Source organism: Rhodococcus sp. NPDC078407 (assembly GCF_044542515.1).
Lineage (GTDB): Bacteria > Actinomycetota > Actinomycetes > Mycobacteriales > Mycobacteriaceae > Rhodococcoides.
Genome location: NZ_JBITUQ010000009.1, coordinates 1 through 16,332, shown reverse-complemented (window position 1 = coordinate 16,332; position 16,332 = coordinate 1). Strand labels below are relative to the sequence as shown.

Sequence of the window (16,332 nt, the reverse complement as noted above, 5' to 3'; positions counted from 1 at the left end):
GTCAGCGGTGGGACGCCGTGGCGACCCATCGGCCGCGCTGCTTCGAGATCTCGATGGGATGGTCGAAACACTCACTGATGTTGTCGGTGGTCAGCACCGCGTCCACGGCTCCCTGTGCCTGCACCCGTCCGTCACGGATGAGCAGCGCATGGGTGGTCGAGGTCGGGATTTCCTCGAGGTGATGCGTCACCAGAATGCTGGCCAGGGTGGGGTGTCCGGCACGCAGCGAGTCGAGTGCGCTCAGAAGTTGTTCGCGGGCAGCGAGATCGAGCCCGGTGGCAGGCTCGTCGAGCAGCAGCAGAGCTGGGTCGGGAAGTAGAGCGCGCGCGATGAGCGCTCGGCCTCGCTCGCCCTGCGACAGCGTGTGCCAGGACGCCTCGGTGCGATGGGCGACGCCGAGGGATTCGATCAGCCGGTGAGCGCGTGCGATCTCGCTGTCGGAGGCCGACCATCGGGGAATCAGATCGGGAGTATTGGTGAGCCCGGTCAGCACCACTTGCAGCAGCGTCAGCGGAGCCTCGATCTTCAGGCGTGGGTCGACGTGACCGATGTGCGTTCGCAGCTCGCGCATGTCCACTCGGCCGAGGCGATGGCCCAGAACGTGCACGGAACCGTGCGTGGGATGGACGAGCGCGCCGAGCAAGCTGAGCAGGGTGGATTTACCCGCGCCGTTGGCACCGAGCAACACCCAGTGTTCGCCCGCCTGGACCTTCACCGTCGCGTCACTGAGCAGGTATCGACCCCCGCGGACCAGATCGACGTGGTCGGCGAACAGAACGGTGGACGTCACCGGACGACCGTAGCTGCCGTGGTGGAACGCGGAGAAGTAGGCTCTGAGGTCGGTAGAAGCGACAAGACGACGAAACGAGTGTGGGTACGACGTGAGTGCAACGGCACCTGTCCGAGTAGGGGTACTGGGGTCACGCGGCAAGGTCGGGCAGGCAATCTGCGCCGCCGTCGAGGCAGCCGACGATCTCGAGCTCGTGGCGAGCGTCGACCAGGGTGATCCGCTGGCGAACTTCGTCGACGCGAACGCCGAGGTGGTCGTGGATTTCACCCACCCCGATGTCGTGATGGACAATCTTCAGTTTCTGATCGAGCACGGCATCCATGCCGTGGTGGGTACGACCGGGTTCGACGAGCCTCGGCTCGAACAGGTCCGTGAATGGCTGGCCGGCTCTCCCGACACGGGAGTGCTGATCGCCCCCAACTTCGCCATCGGAGCGGTGCTGTCGATGCGGTTCGCCCAGCAGGCCGCTCGATTCTTCGACTCGGTCGAGGTCATCGAACTGCATCACCCCAACAAGGCGGACGCGCCGTCGGGCACGGCGTATCACACCGCCGCATTGATCGCCGAAGCGCGTGCCGCCGCCGGCACCGCGCCCAGCCCGGATGCGACGACGACCGAACTGGACGGCGCGCGCGGTGCGGACGTCGACGGGGTCCGTGTGCATTCGATCAGGCTCGCAGGACTGGTTGCGCATCAAGAGGTGCTGTTGGGGACGCAGGGGGAGACACTGAGCATCCGCCACGATTCGCTCGACCGGACCTCCTTCGCGCCAGGCGTGCTGCTCGGAGTTCGAGAGATCGCCACTCGACCGGGGCTGACCATCGGCCTCGACCCGCTCCTGGATCTGTGAGCTGATCTGCTGTGAACAAGGCAACCAAAGTCGTCGCCATCATTGCGGTGATGGTGCTGATCCTCGGCTTCTATTTCTTCTTGCTCGGACAGCGCGGGGTGACGCTGATCCAGAACGGCGGCATTGCCAGTACTGCTCTCGGTATCGGTGTGATCCTCCTTCCGATCGTCGGTCTGTGGATCGTGTGGGCGACGCTGAAGGCAGGTTTCGACCATCAGCGGCTGGCAGCGCGCATTCGAGAGGAAGGCCTCGAACTCGACGTCGACGACCTCCCGCTCAGGCCATCGGGAAGGATAGAACGCGATGCCGCCGACGAGCTGTTCCAACGGATCAAAGCGGAGTGGGAGAAGGATCCGGACAACTGGCGCAACTCCTACCGCCTGGCTCGTGCCTACGACTACGCCGGTGATCGTGGACGGGCCCGCGAGACCATGAAACGCGCAGTGGCACTGGAACAAGCGGAGCGCTGAGGCGGATGGCCCGCACGCTGCTGGTGGTACATCACACCCCGAGCCCTGCCACTCGTGAATTGCTCGAGGCCGTGCTCGCAGGCGCACGTGATCCTGACATCACCGGTGTGGACGTCAGGAGCATTCCCGCCCTGGGTGCGACCGTTCCGGATGTCCTCGGCGCCGACGGTTTTCTCTTCGGCACACCCGCCAATTTCGGCTACATGAGCGGGGCGCTGAAGCACTTCTTCGATACCGTCTACTATCCGTGCCTGGACGCCGTTGCCGGAAAGCCCTACGCGGCATGGGTTCACGGCAACAACGACACGGTGGGTGCCGCGCGCGGTATCGAGACCATCGCGTCGGGTTGGGGACTCGAGAAAGTGTTCGGCACCGTGCACCTCGCGGAAGGCGGTAAGGCTGCACGCGAGAGTTGCTACGAGCTCGGCGGAACCGTCGCGGCGGGGCTGTCCGACTGACGCATACGTGCCCGTCCTGGGACGCTACCGACTCAGTCGGAATTCGTGGGGGAGTCCGGACGCAGTATGTCGTCGGCCGGGATCGGTAGTGCGATCTCGAGCAGACGCTCCGGCCAACTCGGGTACGCGGGCCTGATCCACACCCGGTTGTCGTCGAGTTGCGTCATCAGCACCCGTCGCCACGGCCAATCGTCTTGCGGTGCAAACAGATCGGTCTCGGACTCCAGTGGTAGAGGTGCCTTCGTCCAGTGCGGAGCGGACAACGATGCCAGGCCGCGATCTTCCAGGCATGCGATGGCCTCCTCGATCGGGACGCCCTGCGCAACGGTGATTCCAGCAGGATTGACGGCGTCGACCACATATCCCTCGGCGTCTTCGTCGATCGGGTTCGACTCGTCCGAACTAAGCGCGACCGTCCACCCGATCACTTCGCCGTCGGAGGCCCGTTTCACCGGCAATCTGCTACGCCACCGTTCGATGTCCACACTCTCCAGGTTACGCGGCGCACATCGGTGAGTTCGGTGCAGAAACTATCCGATTGTGAGCAGGCAAGGCGATCCTCGTGTTTGACTGCAGGGGTTAGTCGATATTTGTACCGCTCTCGATACCAAGGGATTTCGATGACCCTCCCCATTCTCGACCGCTCCAGAATTGTTGCCACACCGGAGTGGAGCCGCTGGTTGATACCCCCGGCGGCCCTGTCGATTCACCTGGCGATCGGTTCTGCGTACGCATGGAGCGTATTCAAGAACGCGATCTCACAGCCCGACGCGCTCGGACTCAGCGGCACCGTCACCGCAATACCCTTCCAGCTCGCCATCGTGATGCTCGGCCTGTCCGCCGCGATCTTCGGGACCCGAGTCGAGAAGAACGGTCCGCGGTGGGCCATGGCCGTCTCGCTGGTCTTCTTCGTATCCGGACTTCTGATTTCCGCACTCGGCATGGCGCTCGGGCAGTTCTGGCTGGTGATCTTCGGCTACGGATTCGTCGGCGGTATCGGCCTCGGGATCGGGTACATCTCGCCCGTCTCGACACTGATGAAGTGGTTCCCGGACCGACCGGGAATGGCCACCGGTATCGCCATCATGGGCTTCGGCGGTGGTGCCCTCATCGCGTCACCGCTCACCAGCCAACTGATGGTGAACTTCGGCGGCTTCACCGACGGTTCGATCGCCAAGACGTTCCTCACCCTGGGCGTCGGATACGCGGTGTTCATGGCGTTGGGCGTTGCATTGATCAGAGTGCCCGCCGAAGGATGGACCCCGGCCGGGTGGACCCCGCCCGCCGCGTCCGCAATGGTGTCCTCGCACAATGTCTCGGCTGCCAACGCTGTCAAGACTCCGCAGTTCTGGCTGTTGTGGGTTGTGCTGTGTTTCAACGTCACTGCCGGAATCGGGATCCTCGAGCGAGGCTCGGGCATCTATCAGGACTTCTTTCCCGACGCCACCTCGCCGGAGGCTCTGGCCGCCGCGGCCGCCGGTTTCGTTGCCTTCCTCTCGCTGACCAACATGATCGGACGGTTCGTCTGGTCGTCGGTCTCCGATGTGGTGGGCCGCAAGAACATCTACCGCCTGTATCTGGGCGTCGGCGCGTTGCTCTACCTGTACATCGCGTTGTTCACCAACACCAACAAGATCCTGTTCATGGTGTCTGCGCTGCTGATCCTGTCCTTCTACGGTGCCGGATTCGCAACCGTCCCGGCCTATCTGAAGGATCTGTTCGGCACGTACCAGGTGGGCGCTATCCACGGAAGACTGCTCACCGCATGGTCGGTCGCCGGTGTTCTGGGTCCGCTGATCGTCAACGCCATCGCCGACGCCGGGGAGCCCGGCACCACCGGCAGATACCTCCCGGCCTTCTACGTGATGATCGGATTGTTGGTCGTCGGATTCCTGGCCAACGAAGCCATCAAACCGGTGGCGTCCAAATTCCACGAACCCGATCACGCGGATTCTGCAGTCACCACGGGAGCGAAGGCATGAGCGGCGCACAGAGACAGGTCACGATGGCTGTCGCATGGGCGTGGGTTGCCGTGCCGTTCGCCTACGGACTGTTCGAGCTGGTTCTCAAAGCGAAGAACCTCTTCAGCTCCTGACATGCCGTCTCGGTGACTCGTGACGGGCTGTCGGTGACTCGTGACAGGGTGGGCCGATGCAAGACATGAGCGCCGCCGCGGCCCGTCGTACCGCCTTGGCCGCCCAAGGTCTGGCGTCGACTCGATCGCGTTCGCGACCGGCGAGCACGAACGCGGTGCATGCTGCCATCGATACCACCGGGTTGTTGCAGATCGACTCCGTTTCGGTGGTGGTGCGTGCGCAGTACGCTCCGGTGTTCAGTCGAGTCGGTGTCTACGACCGCAAGATCGTCGACGATGCCGCGTGGACAGACACTGCCCGACGCCCCCGCCGATTGGTCGAATACTGGGCGCACGAAGCAGCGCTGCTGCCCGTGGAGGATTGGCCGCTCATGCGGTGGCGCATGGAGCTGTACCGACACGGGCGTTGGGGCGGTGCCGCACGCATTCTCGACCGCGAACCGGCGCTGGCGGACGACGTTCTGGCGGTGATCGCCGAGCACGGCGCTGCCAGTGCGGGTGAGATCGAGAAGCATCTCGACGTCGACAAACCCGGGCGCAAAGGACCCTGGTGGGACCGCAGCGACGTCAAGGTGGTGTGCGAGCAACTCTTCGCCGCCGGGGTGGTGAGCGTGCCGGCCCGGACCGGATTCGTTCGGCAGTACGAACTCAGCGAACGAGTGCTTCCGGAAGCCGTCCTGCGCAGACACGTCGACGAACGGGATGCCGTCCGGTTGCTGATCGAGAAGTCTTCTCGCGCATTGGGTATCGGTACCGAGCCGGATCTCCGCGACTACTACCGGCTCTCTCGGAAACAATCCAAGGCAGCGATCGCCGATCTGGTCGAGGACGGCGTGCTCGAGCAGGTGGCCGTTCGAGGATGGACTGCACCGGCCTATCTGCACCGGGACGCCAGAACACCGCGCACCGCAACCGCGGCGGCCCTGCTGTGCCCGTTCGATCCGATGATCTTCTTTCGGCCACGGGTGGAGCGGATCTTCGGCTTCCACTACCGCATCGAGATCTACACCCCGCAGCACAAGCGAATTCACGGGTACTACGTATTTCCGTTCCTGCTCGACGGTCAATTGGTGGCACGCGTCGATCTCAAGGCAGTGCGCGCGCGATCCGAACTGCATGTCGTCGCGGCCTACGTCGAGGGAGACCGCAACGCCCACGACATCGCTCCGCGACTGCGGGCCGTCCTTCGAGACATGGCCGACTGGCTCGAACTCGAACATGTGGTAGTGGGGGACCGGGGTGACCTGGTCGCCTCGCTGCTCTGAGTGCTGTCGACGTGCACTCGGCCCGGATCGGTGTCACTATCGGAGCGTGACTTCGCGTTGGACAGATTCCGATTCCGAGCTTCCACCCCAGGTCGTCGTGCTGTTCGGGGCAACCGGTGATCTGGCCAAACGAAAACTCCTGTCCGGAATGATGCACCTGGCACTGTCCGATCTCGCTCCCAATATTCGCGTAGTGGGGACGTCTCTCGAGGAGATGTCCACCGACGAATTCCGTGCTCTGGCGCGCGAATCGATCAACACGTACTCCAGCCGTAAGGTCGGCGACGAGCAGTGGCAGCAGTTCGCCTCGCGGCTGACGTACGTGTCTCAGAAGGCCGGGCCCGCAGCTCTGGGCGAAGCGGTGGCCGAAGCCGAGATCGACCTGGGCGGAAGTGCCAAGAGACTGCACTACCTCTCGGTTCCCCCCAGAGCGGCTCTGGCCGTGGTCGATACGCTGGCGTCCGCCGATCTGGTGAAGCGTTCGCGGATCATCATGGAGAAGCCCTTCGGTACCGACCTCGACAGCGCAATCGTGTTGAACGCCCGACTGCACGAGACGTTCGACGAGGACCAGATCTTTCGGATCGATCACTTCCTCGGCAAGGAACCGGCGCAGAACATCTTGGCGTTTCGCTTCGCGAACGGGCTGTTCGAGCCGATCTGGAACCGTAATTTCATCGATCACGTTCAGATCGACATTCCGGAGAAGCTCGCCCTCGACGGTCGAGCAGGATTCTACGAGTCCACCGGCGCGTACAAGGACATGGTCGTCACGCATCTGTTCCAGGTGCTGGCCTTCATGGCGATGGAACCACCGACTGCGCTCGAACCCCGCGCGATCGGTGAGGAGAAGAACAAGGTATTTCGTTCCATGCTTCCGCTGGACCCGAAAAACGTTGTGCGAGGCCAGTACACGGGATACCGATCGGAAGAAGGAGTCGCGCCCGATTCCGACACCGACACCTTCGTGGCACTGAAATGCGAAATCGACAACTGGCGCTGGGCCGGTGTGCCGTTCTACCTCCGCAGCGGTAAGCGTCTCGCCGAAGGCCAACGCATCATCTCCATAGCGTTTCGGGAACCGCCGAAGAGCATGTTCCCCGCCGGCTCCGGAGTGGGAGCCCAGGGCCCCGATCACCTCACCTTCGACCTTGCGGACGCCTCCAAGGTGTCGCTGTCGTTCTACGGCAAGCGGCCCGGTCCCGGGATGCGGCTGGACAAACTCAGCATGCAGTTCGCCATCCACGAAACCGAACGCGCCGGCGACGTGCTCGAAGCCTACGAACGTCTGATCCTCGATGCCATGTACGGCGACCACACGCTCTTCACGACCGCGGAGGGCATAGAACGTCTGTGGCAGGTGTCGGAGCCGTTGCTGGCCGATCCGCCTCCGGTGCGTCAGTATGCGCCAGGATCATGGGGCCCCAACGCAATTCATCAGCTCATCGCCCCACACGCCTGGCGGTTGCCGTTCGAGCGGGAGTGGCGGGAGAGGAAGTAGCGGCCCCGGCGTTTTCAGTTCCAGCCACGGTCCTTGCGCATCTGATCACGCAGTGCGCCCTGAACAGCTTGCGACAGCCATGAATTGAGAGATACACCGCGGTTGTTCGCGGCGTCCTCGGCGCGTTCCTTGATCTGCTCCACCAGTCGAAGCGTCACGCGACGCACTTCGCCGGAGACGTCGTCCATCGTGGGGTAGTCCTCGGCTTCGGGCGCGTCGGTGACGCCCATGTCCACGATCGGGGTGTCGTGTCGAACGTCGACATGCGCCTGCGTGCCGTCCAGTCGGACGGAGACGGAATGACCGTCCAGTTCGTTCGAGACCTCGGCCGCGAAATCCGACAACGCGGTCAGCAACATCAATCTGGCCGACGCTTCCGCGGTCTTGCCGAGTGCCTCGGCCGTCTGCCGGGTGTGCTCGTCTCCCAGGGCCGCAGCCGCGAGCAGATCGGTGCGCAACGACTCGGTGTACTTGTCCAGTTCCATGACGCCAGTGTGGCGTCGACAATGGCGTCAGTCAAGCTGCGCTGGTGACGTCATGCATGACAACCCGGTGTGACGTCATGCTTCGTCGAAAACGGCCGACCGCCCTTAGTGTTGTGCGGTGTCATCAGAAATCGAGGGTAGAGCGGCACCCCGAACAGTCGCGTTGAACGTGCAGCTCGTTGCCCGAACCGAGTTCGTCCCGCCTGTCGACATCCCATGGGAGACCGACGCCGACGGCGGACAGGCCTTGGTCGAGTTCGCCGGGCGCGCGTGCTACCAAAGTTGGTCCAAACCCAATCCTCGGACCGCCACGAACGCGTCGTACCTGCGTCATCTACTCGACGTCGGGCACCTGTCGGTGCTCGAGCACGCGAGCGTGAGTTTCTACATCACCGGTATCTCTCGGTCGTGCACACACGAGCTGATTCGCCATCGGCACTTCTCCTACTCTCAGCTCTCGCAACGTTTCGTTCCCGAGCACGACGCCAATGTCGTGTTGCCGCCTGCCGTCGAGGGGGATCCCGAGCTCGAGGCGTTGTTCGCGTCCGCGACGGAGGCGAGCCGCGCGGCCTATACCGAACTGCTCGGCGCCCTCGAGGGAAAGTTGGAGTCGGTCACCAATGCCGCGTTACGCGGGAAGCAGGCCCGGCAGGCGGCGCGGTCGGTGCTCCCGAATGCCACCGAGACACGGGTGGTGGTGAGCGGAAACTACCGCGCATGGCGTCACTTCGTGTCGATGCGCGCGTCGGAGCATGCGGACGTCGAAATTCGCCGCGTCGCCGTGGAATGTCTGCGTAAGCTCGTGGCAACGGCTCCGGACGTGTTCGGTGATTTCGAGATCTCGACGTTGCCCGACGGTACGGAAGTGGCCCGCAGCCCGTTCGTGACCGAGGTGTAGCGACGAGGTTCGGTTCGAGCCGGTATCGGGTACACCGGCGTGGGTGTCAGCGGGGAGTCCCGCTGCGCGAGAGGGGGCAAAGCACCGGGTAATCTGCTGCCATGACCTACGGTGACACCGCTTCTTCTGTTGCGCCTGTGTTCGGTACGGTGCTCACCGCGATGGTGACCCCGTTCACGGCGGACGGCAAGTTGGATATCGATGCCGGTGTTCGCTTGGCGCACCACCTCGTCGAGCAGGGCAACGACGGGCTGGTGCTGGCCGGCACGACGGGCGAATCGCCGACCACCACCGAGAACGAGAAGCTCGAACTGTTGCGAGCGGTGATCGCCGCTGTGGGTCATCGGGCTCGCATCATCGCCGGGGCCGGAAGCAACGACACCGCGCACAGTGTCGAACTGGCCCGCGATGCTGCTCGTGCCGGAGCGCACGGCCTGCTGGTGGTGACGCCGTATTACTCTCGGCCACCCCAGGCCGGGCTCTACGCTCACTTCACCGCGGTCGCCAGCGCGACCGACCTTCCTGTGATGCTCTACGACATTCCGCCGCGATCGGTCGTCCCGATCGAAACCGAGACCTTGCGTCGACTTGCCGAGCATCCTCGGATCCTGGCGGTCAAGGACGCCAAGGGAGATCTGAACGCCGGCGCCGAACTGATCGCGTCGACCGGATTGCAGTTCTACTCCGGCGACGACCCGCTGAACCTGCCCTGGCTCTCGGTCGGTGCCACCGGCTTCGTCAGCGTCATCGGCCACCTCGTCCCGGCTCGCCTCCGCGAGCTGCACACCGCCTTCATGATGGGCGACATCGCACGCGCACAAGCCATCAATGTCAGCCTCATTCCGGTCATTCGTTCGGTCGCGCGCCTCGGCGGCGTCAGCGCATCGAAGGCCGGCCTTCGCCTCATCGGACTCGATGTCGGCGAACCACGACTTCCCCAGGTGCCACCGAGCATCGACCACATCGAATTGCTCGCAGCGGAGCTGCGGGCGGCAGGAGTTCTTGTATGACACGACCGAACAGATCGCGCGGACGCGCAACCCGAAATGCCGGACCACCCTCCGAGCGCCCGGCCCCCACGCAGGGGAAACCGTCAGGAGCCCGGCAGGGCAAGCCGATGGTGCAGAATTCGGCGCGCACCCAACGTCCCGACACGCGCCGTCAGTTCGACCCCACCGAGCGGCTCGGCAGTCCGCCCAAAGCCCCGTTCAAGGGCCTGCGGGTGGTCGCACTCGGCGGAATCGGGGAGATCGGTCGCAACATGACCGTCTTCGAGCATCAGGGCAAGATGCTGATCATCGACTGCGGTGTGCTGTTTCCCGAGGACCAGCAGCCCGGTGTCGATCTGATCCTGCCCGACTTCCGGCACATCGAGAACCGCATGGCCGACGTCGAAGCCGTGGTCCTGACTCACGGTCACGAGGACCACATCGGTGCAGTGCCGTTTCTCCTCCGCCTGCGACCCGACCTGCCCGTCGTCGGATCCAAGTTCACCCTCGCTCTGGTCGCGGCCAAGTGCCGTGAGCACCGGCTGCGCCCGAACCTTGTCGAGGTGATCGAGGGCCAGCACACTCAGCACGGGCCGTTCGACTGCGAGTACTTCGCGGTGAATCACTCGATTCCCGATGCATTGGCCATTGCCATCAGGACCGATGCCGGTCTGGTGCTGCACACCGGCGACATCAAGCTCGATCAGCTGCCACTCGACGGCCGCCTGACCGACTTGGCCGGATTCTCGCGTCTCGGCGACGAGGGAGTGGACCTGTTCCTGGTGGACTCCACCAATGCCGAGGTGCCCGGCTTCGTCACCCCCGAGCGCGAAATCGGCGGCGTGCTCGACACCGTCATCGGCAAGGCGAAGCAGCGCGTCATCGTGGCGTCGTTCGCAAGTCACGTACACCGCATCCAGCAAGTGATCGATGTTGCCGAGCGGTACAACCGCAGAGTCGCATTCGTCGGCAGGTCGATGGTCCGCAACATGCAGATCGCTCAGGACCTCGGCTACCTGCGGGTTCCCGACGGCCTCGAGGTCAATGTCGACACGGCCGCAACACTTCCCGACGACCGGTTGGTGCTCATCTCCACCGGTTCACAGGGCGAGCCCCTGTCTGCGCTGTCGCGAATGGCTCGCGGCGAGCACCGTCAGATCAACGTCAAAGCCAACGATTTGGTGGTGTTGGCATCCTCGCTCATCCCTGGCAACGAGAACTCCGTGTTCGCGGTGGTCAACGGCCTCGCCAAGCGCGGTGCAACCGTGGTGACGCAGCAGAACGCGAAGGTCCACGTCTCGGGCCACGCCTCTGCGGGTGAGCTGCTGTACCTCTACAACGCGGTACGGCCCACCAATGCGATGCCGGTGCACGGCGAGTGGCGTCACCTGCGTGCCAACGCGGCTCTGGCCAAGGCGACGGGTGTACCCGAGGAGCGTGTGGTGCTGGCCGAGGACGGCGTGGTGGTCGACATGGTCGACGGTCTCGCCGAGATCGTCGGACAGGTGCCCGTGGGGCATGTGTACGTCGACGGACTCTCGGTCGGTGACGTCGGCGATTCGACGCTATCCGATCGGCTGGTACTGGGTGAGGGCGGCTTCATCGCGATCAGCGTTGCTGTCGATTCGGCCACCGGCCGTGCGGTGACCGCACCCGAGGTGTCCGGTCGCGGGTTCTCCGACGATCCGGCCGCGCTGAAGGAAGCCGGACAACTCGTCGAGGCGGAGTTGCAGCGTCTGGCCTCCGACGGCGTGTCCGATACGCACCGCATCGCGCAGGCCGTGCGCCGCGTCGTGGGCAGGTGGGTTGCGGACAAGTACCGCCGCAAGCCGATGATCGTACCGACCATCATCGCGGTCAAGCCGCAACCGCAGTCCTAGAGATCAGGCAGTCCTAGAAATCAGACGAGCAGTCGCCAGACGCCGATCAGGCCGAGGACGACGATGGCAGCGCGTAGGGCCGCCGGCGACAGCCGGCGGCCGTACCGTGCGCCCACCGCGCCGCCGATCAGTGACCCGATGGCGATCAGGCCCGCGGCCTGCCAGCTGATGTCGTCGAATCGGAAAATCGTGAAAGCAACTGCCGCAACGATGTTGACAACGAGCGACAGCAAGTTCTTGGCAGCGTTCATTCGCTGCATCGTCTCGGGTAACAGGGCTCCCATCACGCCGATGAGCAGTATTCCCTGCGCTGCAGTGAAATAGCCGCCGTAGATGCCGACCAGCAGAGTGCCGATGGTGACCAGAGCCATGCGGCCACGGCCGACATGGTGCGCCGCCTTGCCCGCCGCCTCCGACCGCCGTTTGGCCCAGGCTTGAATCTTCGGTTGTGCGACAACGAGAATCAGTGCGCCGATCAGCAGAACCGGAACCACGGAGGCGAACACTTTCTCCGGTAGGTGCAGCAGTAGCCAGGCTCCGCCGAGTGCTCCGACGAATGATGCGGGGAGTTGCCACCGCAGACGATGCCACTGTCCGCGCAGTTCTCGGCGATACCCCCATGTGCCCGAGACGCTTCCCGCCACCAATCCGATGGCGTTGGACATCGTGGCCACCACCGGGGGATAGCCGAACGCAACCAGCGTCGGAAAGGTGATCAATGTTCCGGAACCGACGACGGCGTTGATGGCACCGGCACCGAGGCCGGCGAGCAGAATGACGACAATTTCCGAGATCGGCACTGTTGCGAGGCTACCCAGACCCAGAGGTGATGCCTCCGGCAGGATGCCGCCGATCCGGAGTAGCCGTAACGTGGAGCGGGTGAGCCTTGCCCAGGATGAACGTTCCCAGCTTGTTCGTACCCTCCTCGACGTGGGTCCCGACGCCCCGACCCTGTGCGGTGACTGGAGTGCCGCCGATCTGGCCGCGCACCTCGTCGTGCGCGAGCGACGGCTCGACGCGTCGCCGGGCATCTTTCTGTCGCCGCTGGCCGGATACACCGAGCGGGTCCAACGGTCCGTCGCGAACCGACCGTTCGCGGCTGTGGTCGACGACGTCCGCACCGGTCCGCCGATGTGGTCTCCGTTCGCGCTGTTGGATCCTCTGATCAACCTCGGTGAGATGTTCGTACACCACGAGGACCTGCGCCGTGCGACCGAGAAGTGGACGCGAAGAGTGCTGCCGGCTGCTGTGGAGACGCGGCTGTGGCCGCAGGTTCGATTGATCGGTCGGGCCGGTCATCGGTCCGCCCCGATTCCGGTGCACGTCCGCACGCCGGACGGTCGGACGGCCACGTTCAAGGGCGGTTCCGGTACCGGTGTCACCGTGGTGGGGGAGCCGTCCGAACTGCTTCTCTACGCCTTCGGTCGTGATCAGGTGGAGGTCGAGTACCAGGGTTCGGCGAGCGACATCGCTGCGGTGAAAGCGCTCGATCTGAGCTTCTGACGCAGATCCCGTCCGCTGTTACTGGTGTTGCGGATGGTTTCGACGGGGCTGTTGCGACTAGCCTGGGTGCATGGCAGGAAAGACCAGCACCTCCACCACGAGGGCCGGATCCAGTGGGTCCGGCTCCTCGCGTGCGTCCGGGACCTCTCGTAAATCCGGTACCGGCCGCACGGCCCGAACCGTCACGACGCCGAAGAAGCCCACCGCGCCGCGCAACACGGCGAACACCCGGGCGGCTGCGTCGTCGCGTGGCAAGGGACCTGCGCGAGGTGCGGCTACTCGTCGACTTCCGGCGAAGAAGAAGTCTCGCGGTGCGATAGACGCGATCGGTCGTGGGATCGCCTCGACGTGGTCGTTGGCTGCGCGAGGTGTCGGAGCCACGACCAGGACTGTCGGTAAGGCAGCCGACATCGAGCACGGCCACCGTCGGGACGGAATCGCCCTCGGATTGATCGCCGTCGGCGTCGTCGTCGCCGCAAGCGTGTGGTTCAGTGCCGGTGGCCCGGTCGGTCGATGGATCGAGGTGGGCATCCGTGCCGTCATCGGCGAGGCCGGCTACGTCGCACCCGTACTGGCGGTAGCGATTGCCGTCGTGTTGATGCGTTCGGAGCCTCACCCGGACGTCAGACCGCGACTGATCCTGGGCTCGATTCTGCTCGGCCTGCCCATTCTCGGTCTGTGGCACATGGCCGCCGGCTCGCCGACCGATGCGACGGGCCGCTGCGAGGGCGCGGGCTTCGTGGGCTACGTGGCGGGCGGGCCCATCGCCGACGGTCTGACGGTGTGGCTCGCAGTGCCGTTGCTCCTGCTCGCCGGGCTGTTCGGAGTGCTCCTGCTGACCGGGACAACGGTGCGTGACGTGCCGGACCGACTGCGGGCATTGTTCGGTACCGACAGTCGCGGCGACGAATACGAGGACTACGACCCGGCGGACTTCGGATCCGAATTCGGCGACGAGGGGTACGGCGACTACGACTCCAACTTCGACGCCGACGGCTATCCGGTACATGCCGGCGCGGACCCGTACGACAACTACCCGACCGAGGAGTACATCCCGGTCGCGAAGCCGCCCCGCACGCGCAAGACCCCGGCCCCGGAGACTGCCACCGAGGTGATCGCGCCTGCGGCTGCTGCCTCCACGCCTGCCCCCGAGCCGTCCGCGCCCCCGCGGCCGAAGCCCAAGCCGATCGTCAAGGCCGCCGAACCGAAGCCGGCAGCCGAGGACGACAAGATCGTCGTCGATCGCGTCGTCGATGGGGATTACACGCTTCCGTCGTTGTCGTTGCTCATCGACGGCGACCCTCCGAAGACCCGCAGTCAGGCGAATGACGCCATGATCGAGGCCATCTCCGAGGTACTCGAGCAGTTCAAGATCGACGCTGCGGTCACCGGCTTCACTCGCGGACCGACGGTCACCCGCTACGAGGTGGAGCTCGGGCCGGGCGTCAAGGTCGAGAAGATCACCGCGCTGGCCCGCAACATCGCCTACGCGGTCGCGACCGACAACGTGCGTCTGCTCGCCCCGATCCCCGGCAAGTCCGCGGTCGGTATCGAGGTGCCGAACTCGGACCGTGAGATGGTCCGCCTGGCGGATGTGCTCACCGCCCCGTCGACGCGCAAGGATCACCACCCCTTGGTGATCGGCCTCGGCAAAGACATCGAGGGCGATTTCGTCAGCGCCAACCTGGCGAAGATGCCCCACCTGTTGGTGGCGGGATCCACCGGCGCGGGTAAGTCGAGCTTCGTCAACTCGATGCTCGTGTCGCTTCTCGCCCGGGCGACGCCCGACGAGGTGCGGATGATTCTGATCGACCCCAAGATGGTCGAGTTGACGCCCTACGAGGGTATTCCGCACCTCATCACACCGATCATCACGCAGCCGAAGAAAGCTGCCGCGGCCCTGGCCTGGCTCGTCGAGGAGATGGAGCAGCGCTACCAGGACATGCAGATCAACAAGGTGCGGCACATCGACGACTTCAACAAGAAGGTGCGGTCCGGCGAGATCACCGCACCGCTGGGCAGTGAGCGCGTCTACCGGCCGTACCCCTACATCCTGGCCATCGTCGACGAGCTTGCCGACCTGATGATGACAGCTCCTCGTGACGTCGAAGAAGCGATCGTGCGCATCACTCAGAAGGCGCGCGCCGCCGGTATCCACCTGGTGCTCGCCACCCAGCGACCGTCCGTGGACGTCGTCACCGGTCTGATCAAGACGAACGTGCCGTCGCGTCTGGCGTTCGCCACGTCGTCGTTGACCGACTCCCGCGTCATCCTCGACCAGCCCGGTGCCGAGAAGCTGATCGGCATGGGCGATGCGCTCTTCCTGCCGATGGGCGCGGGCAAGCCGACACGTCTGCAGGGTGCGTTCATCACCGACGAAGAAATCGCAGCCGTCGTCGACTTCGCCAAGAACCAGGCGGAGCCGGAGTACAACGACACCGTCACCGCTGCGAAGGTCTCGGACAAGAAGGATGTCGATCCCGATATCGGCGACGACCTCGACGTGCTGCTGCAGGCGGTCGAGCTTGTCGTCACCAGTCAGTTCGGCTCCACGTCGATGCTGCAGCGCAAGCTCCGCGTCGGATTCGCCAAGGCAGGACGGCTGATGGATCTCATGGAGAACCGCGGAGTCGTCGGACCGAGCGAGGGATCGAAGGCTCGCGAGGTACTCGTCAAGCCCGACGAGCTCGATGGTCTCCTGTGGTCGATCAAGGGCGGCGATCCGGACGAGCAGCCGGCGTCCGAGGAGTTCTGACGGCCCTGCGACCAGCGTGAATGGACCACTGCAGCCGTCTGGGCAGTTTCAAGCGGTCGTTGCAACAACTAGCTCGTTGATCACTTTTGCTGGTGAGTTCCAGCCTAGCGTTCGGCGGGGGCGGTCGTTGAGTTCGTCAGCGACCGCTTGAAGCCGCTCTGCGGTATGCGCGGAGAGGTCTGTGCCCTTCTTGAAGTATTGCCGCAGTAGCCCGTTGGTGTTTTCGTTCGTGCCACGTTGCCAGGGACTGTGGGGGTCGCAGAAGTAGATAGCCATGTCGGTGGCCATCGTGATCTCCGCGTGCCGGCGCATTTCCATGCCTTGATCCCAGGTCACCGACTGTTTGAGCGTGTCCGGCATCGACCGGATCGCGGCGATCATCGCATCTCTGAC

At 64.5% G+C, this 16,332-nt stretch carries 16 protein-coding genes; 11 read left to right on the top strand and 5 right to left on the bottom strand.

Annotated elements, in window-relative coordinates:
• Position 1: 1 nt before the first annotated feature.
• Positions 2 to 790, bottom strand: coding sequence for an ABC transporter ATP-binding protein (locus tag ACIGGF_RS11435; RefSeq protein WP_397521438.1), 789 nt, complete (start codon positions 788 to 790; stop codon positions 2 to 4).
• A gap of 91 nt (positions 791 to 881) precedes the next feature.
• Here ACIGGF_RS11435 and dapB point away from each other — a divergent pair, with 91 nt between their 5' ends.
• Genes dapB through ACIGGF_RS11420 form a run of 3 tightly spaced genes read left to right on the top strand, consistent with a single transcriptional unit; the run spans position 882 to position 2,568 of the window.
• Entirely contained in the window at positions 882 to 1,640 is a 759-nt protein-coding gene (gene dapB / locus ACIGGF_RS11430; protein ID WP_397521437.1) for a 4-hydroxy-tetrahydrodipicolinate reductase, read from the top strand.
• A 50-nt stretch (positions 1,641 to 1,690) separates the two neighbouring features.
• Positions 1,691 to 2,110, top strand: coding sequence for a hypothetical protein (locus ACIGGF_RS11425; protein WP_397521562.1), 420 nt, complete (start codon positions 1,691 to 1,693; stop codon positions 2,108 to 2,110).
• Between the two features lie 5 nt (positions 2,111 to 2,115).
• Entirely contained in the window at positions 2,116 to 2,568 is a 453-nt protein-coding gene (locus tag ACIGGF_RS11420) for a flavodoxin family protein (RefSeq protein ID WP_397521436.1), read from the top strand.
• Positions 2,569 to 2,600: 32 nt separating this feature from the next.
• On the opposite strand, the gene ACIGGF_RS11415 is transcribed toward ACIGGF_RS11420, so the two are convergent.
• Positions 2,601 to 3,053 carry a hypothetical protein gene (locus ACIGGF_RS11415; protein WP_397521435.1) on the bottom strand — a complete coding sequence of 151 codons (453 nt, stop codon included), beginning with the start codon at positions 3,051 to 3,053 and terminating at the stop codon, positions 2,601 to 2,603.
• Between the two features lie 135 nt (positions 3,054 to 3,188).
• Here ACIGGF_RS11415 and ACIGGF_RS11410 point away from each other — a divergent pair, with 135 nt between their 5' ends.
• The 3 genes from ACIGGF_RS11410 (at position 3,189) to zwf (ending at position 7,429) form a co-directional block, all read left to right on the top strand.
• Entirely contained in the window at positions 3,189 to 4,550 is a 1,362-nt protein-coding gene (locus ACIGGF_RS11410; protein WP_397521434.1) for an OFA family MFS transporter, read from the top strand.
• Between the two features lie 169 nt (positions 4,551 to 4,719).
• The gene (locus tag ACIGGF_RS11405) at positions 4,720 to 5,928 is read left to right on the top strand and encodes a winged helix-turn-helix domain-containing protein (protein WP_397521433.1); all 1,209 of its coding nucleotides are present in this window, start codon (positions 4,720 to 4,722) and stop codon (positions 5,926 to 5,928) included.
• Between the two features lie 46 nt (positions 5,929 to 5,974).
• Positions 5,975 to 7,429 carry a glucose-6-phosphate dehydrogenase gene (zwf, locus tag ACIGGF_RS11400; protein ID WP_397521432.1) on the top strand — a complete coding sequence of 485 codons (1,455 nt, stop codon included), beginning with the start codon at positions 5,975 to 5,977 and terminating at the stop codon, positions 7,427 to 7,429.
• A gap of 14 nt (positions 7,430 to 7,443) precedes the next feature.
• On the opposite strand, the gene ACIGGF_RS11395 is transcribed toward zwf, so the two are convergent.
• Positions 7,444 to 7,914 (bottom strand): hypothetical protein, encoded by a 471-nt coding sequence (locus tag ACIGGF_RS11395; protein WP_397521431.1) that lies wholly within the window; start codon positions 7,912 to 7,914, stop codon positions 7,444 to 7,446.
• Positions 7,915 to 8,077: 163 nt separating this feature from the next.
• Between ACIGGF_RS11395 and thyX the strand changes: the two genes are divergently transcribed.
• The 3 genes from thyX (at position 8,078) to ACIGGF_RS11380 (ending at position 11,681) form a co-directional block, all read left to right on the top strand.
• Positions 8,078 to 8,812 (top strand): FAD-dependent thymidylate synthase, encoded by a 735-nt coding sequence (thyX, locus tag ACIGGF_RS11390; RefSeq protein ID WP_397521561.1) that lies wholly within the window; start codon positions 8,078 to 8,080, stop codon positions 8,810 to 8,812.
• 101 nt (positions 8,813 to 8,913) lie between these two features.
• The gene (gene dapA, locus ACIGGF_RS11385) at positions 8,914 to 9,822 is read left to right on the top strand and encodes a 4-hydroxy-tetrahydrodipicolinate synthase (RefSeq protein ID WP_397521430.1); all 909 of its coding nucleotides are present in this window, start codon (positions 8,914 to 8,916) and stop codon (positions 9,820 to 9,822) included.
• Between the two features lie 107 nt (positions 9,823 to 9,929).
• Positions 9,930 to 11,681: a ribonuclease J gene (locus ACIGGF_RS11380; protein WP_397521560.1), complete on the top strand. Its 1,752-nt coding sequence runs from the start codon at positions 9,930 to 9,932 to the stop codon at positions 11,679 to 11,681.
• A gap of 20 nt (positions 11,682 to 11,701) precedes the next feature.
• Here ACIGGF_RS11380 and ACIGGF_RS11375 read toward each other — a convergent pair whose 3' ends face one another.
• Positions 11,702 to 12,481, bottom strand: coding sequence for a sulfite exporter TauE/SafE family protein (locus ACIGGF_RS11375; protein ID WP_397521429.1), 780 nt, complete (start codon positions 12,479 to 12,481; stop codon positions 11,702 to 11,704).
• A gap of 79 nt (positions 12,482 to 12,560) precedes the next feature.
• Here ACIGGF_RS11375 and ACIGGF_RS11370 point away from each other — a divergent pair, with 79 nt between their 5' ends.
• Both ACIGGF_RS11370 and ACIGGF_RS11365 read left to right on the top strand, forming a co-directional pair.
• On the top strand, positions 12,561 to 13,184 hold the full coding sequence (locus tag ACIGGF_RS11370) for a TIGR03085 family metal-binding protein (protein ID WP_397521428.1): 624 nt from the start codon (positions 12,561 to 12,563) through the stop codon (positions 13,182 to 13,184).
• 70 nt (positions 13,185 to 13,254) lie between these two features.
• Positions 13,255 to 15,939: a DNA translocase FtsK gene (locus ACIGGF_RS11365; protein WP_397521427.1), complete on the top strand. Its 2,685-nt coding sequence runs from the start codon at positions 13,255 to 13,257 to the stop codon at positions 15,937 to 15,939.
• A 48-nt stretch (positions 15,940 to 15,987) separates the two neighbouring features.
• Here the strand turns inward: ACIGGF_RS11365 and ACIGGF_RS11360 are convergent.
• On the bottom strand, positions 15,988 to 16,332 hold a 345-nt coding region (locus ACIGGF_RS11360; protein ID WP_397521426.1), incomplete at its 5' end, for an IS30 family transposase.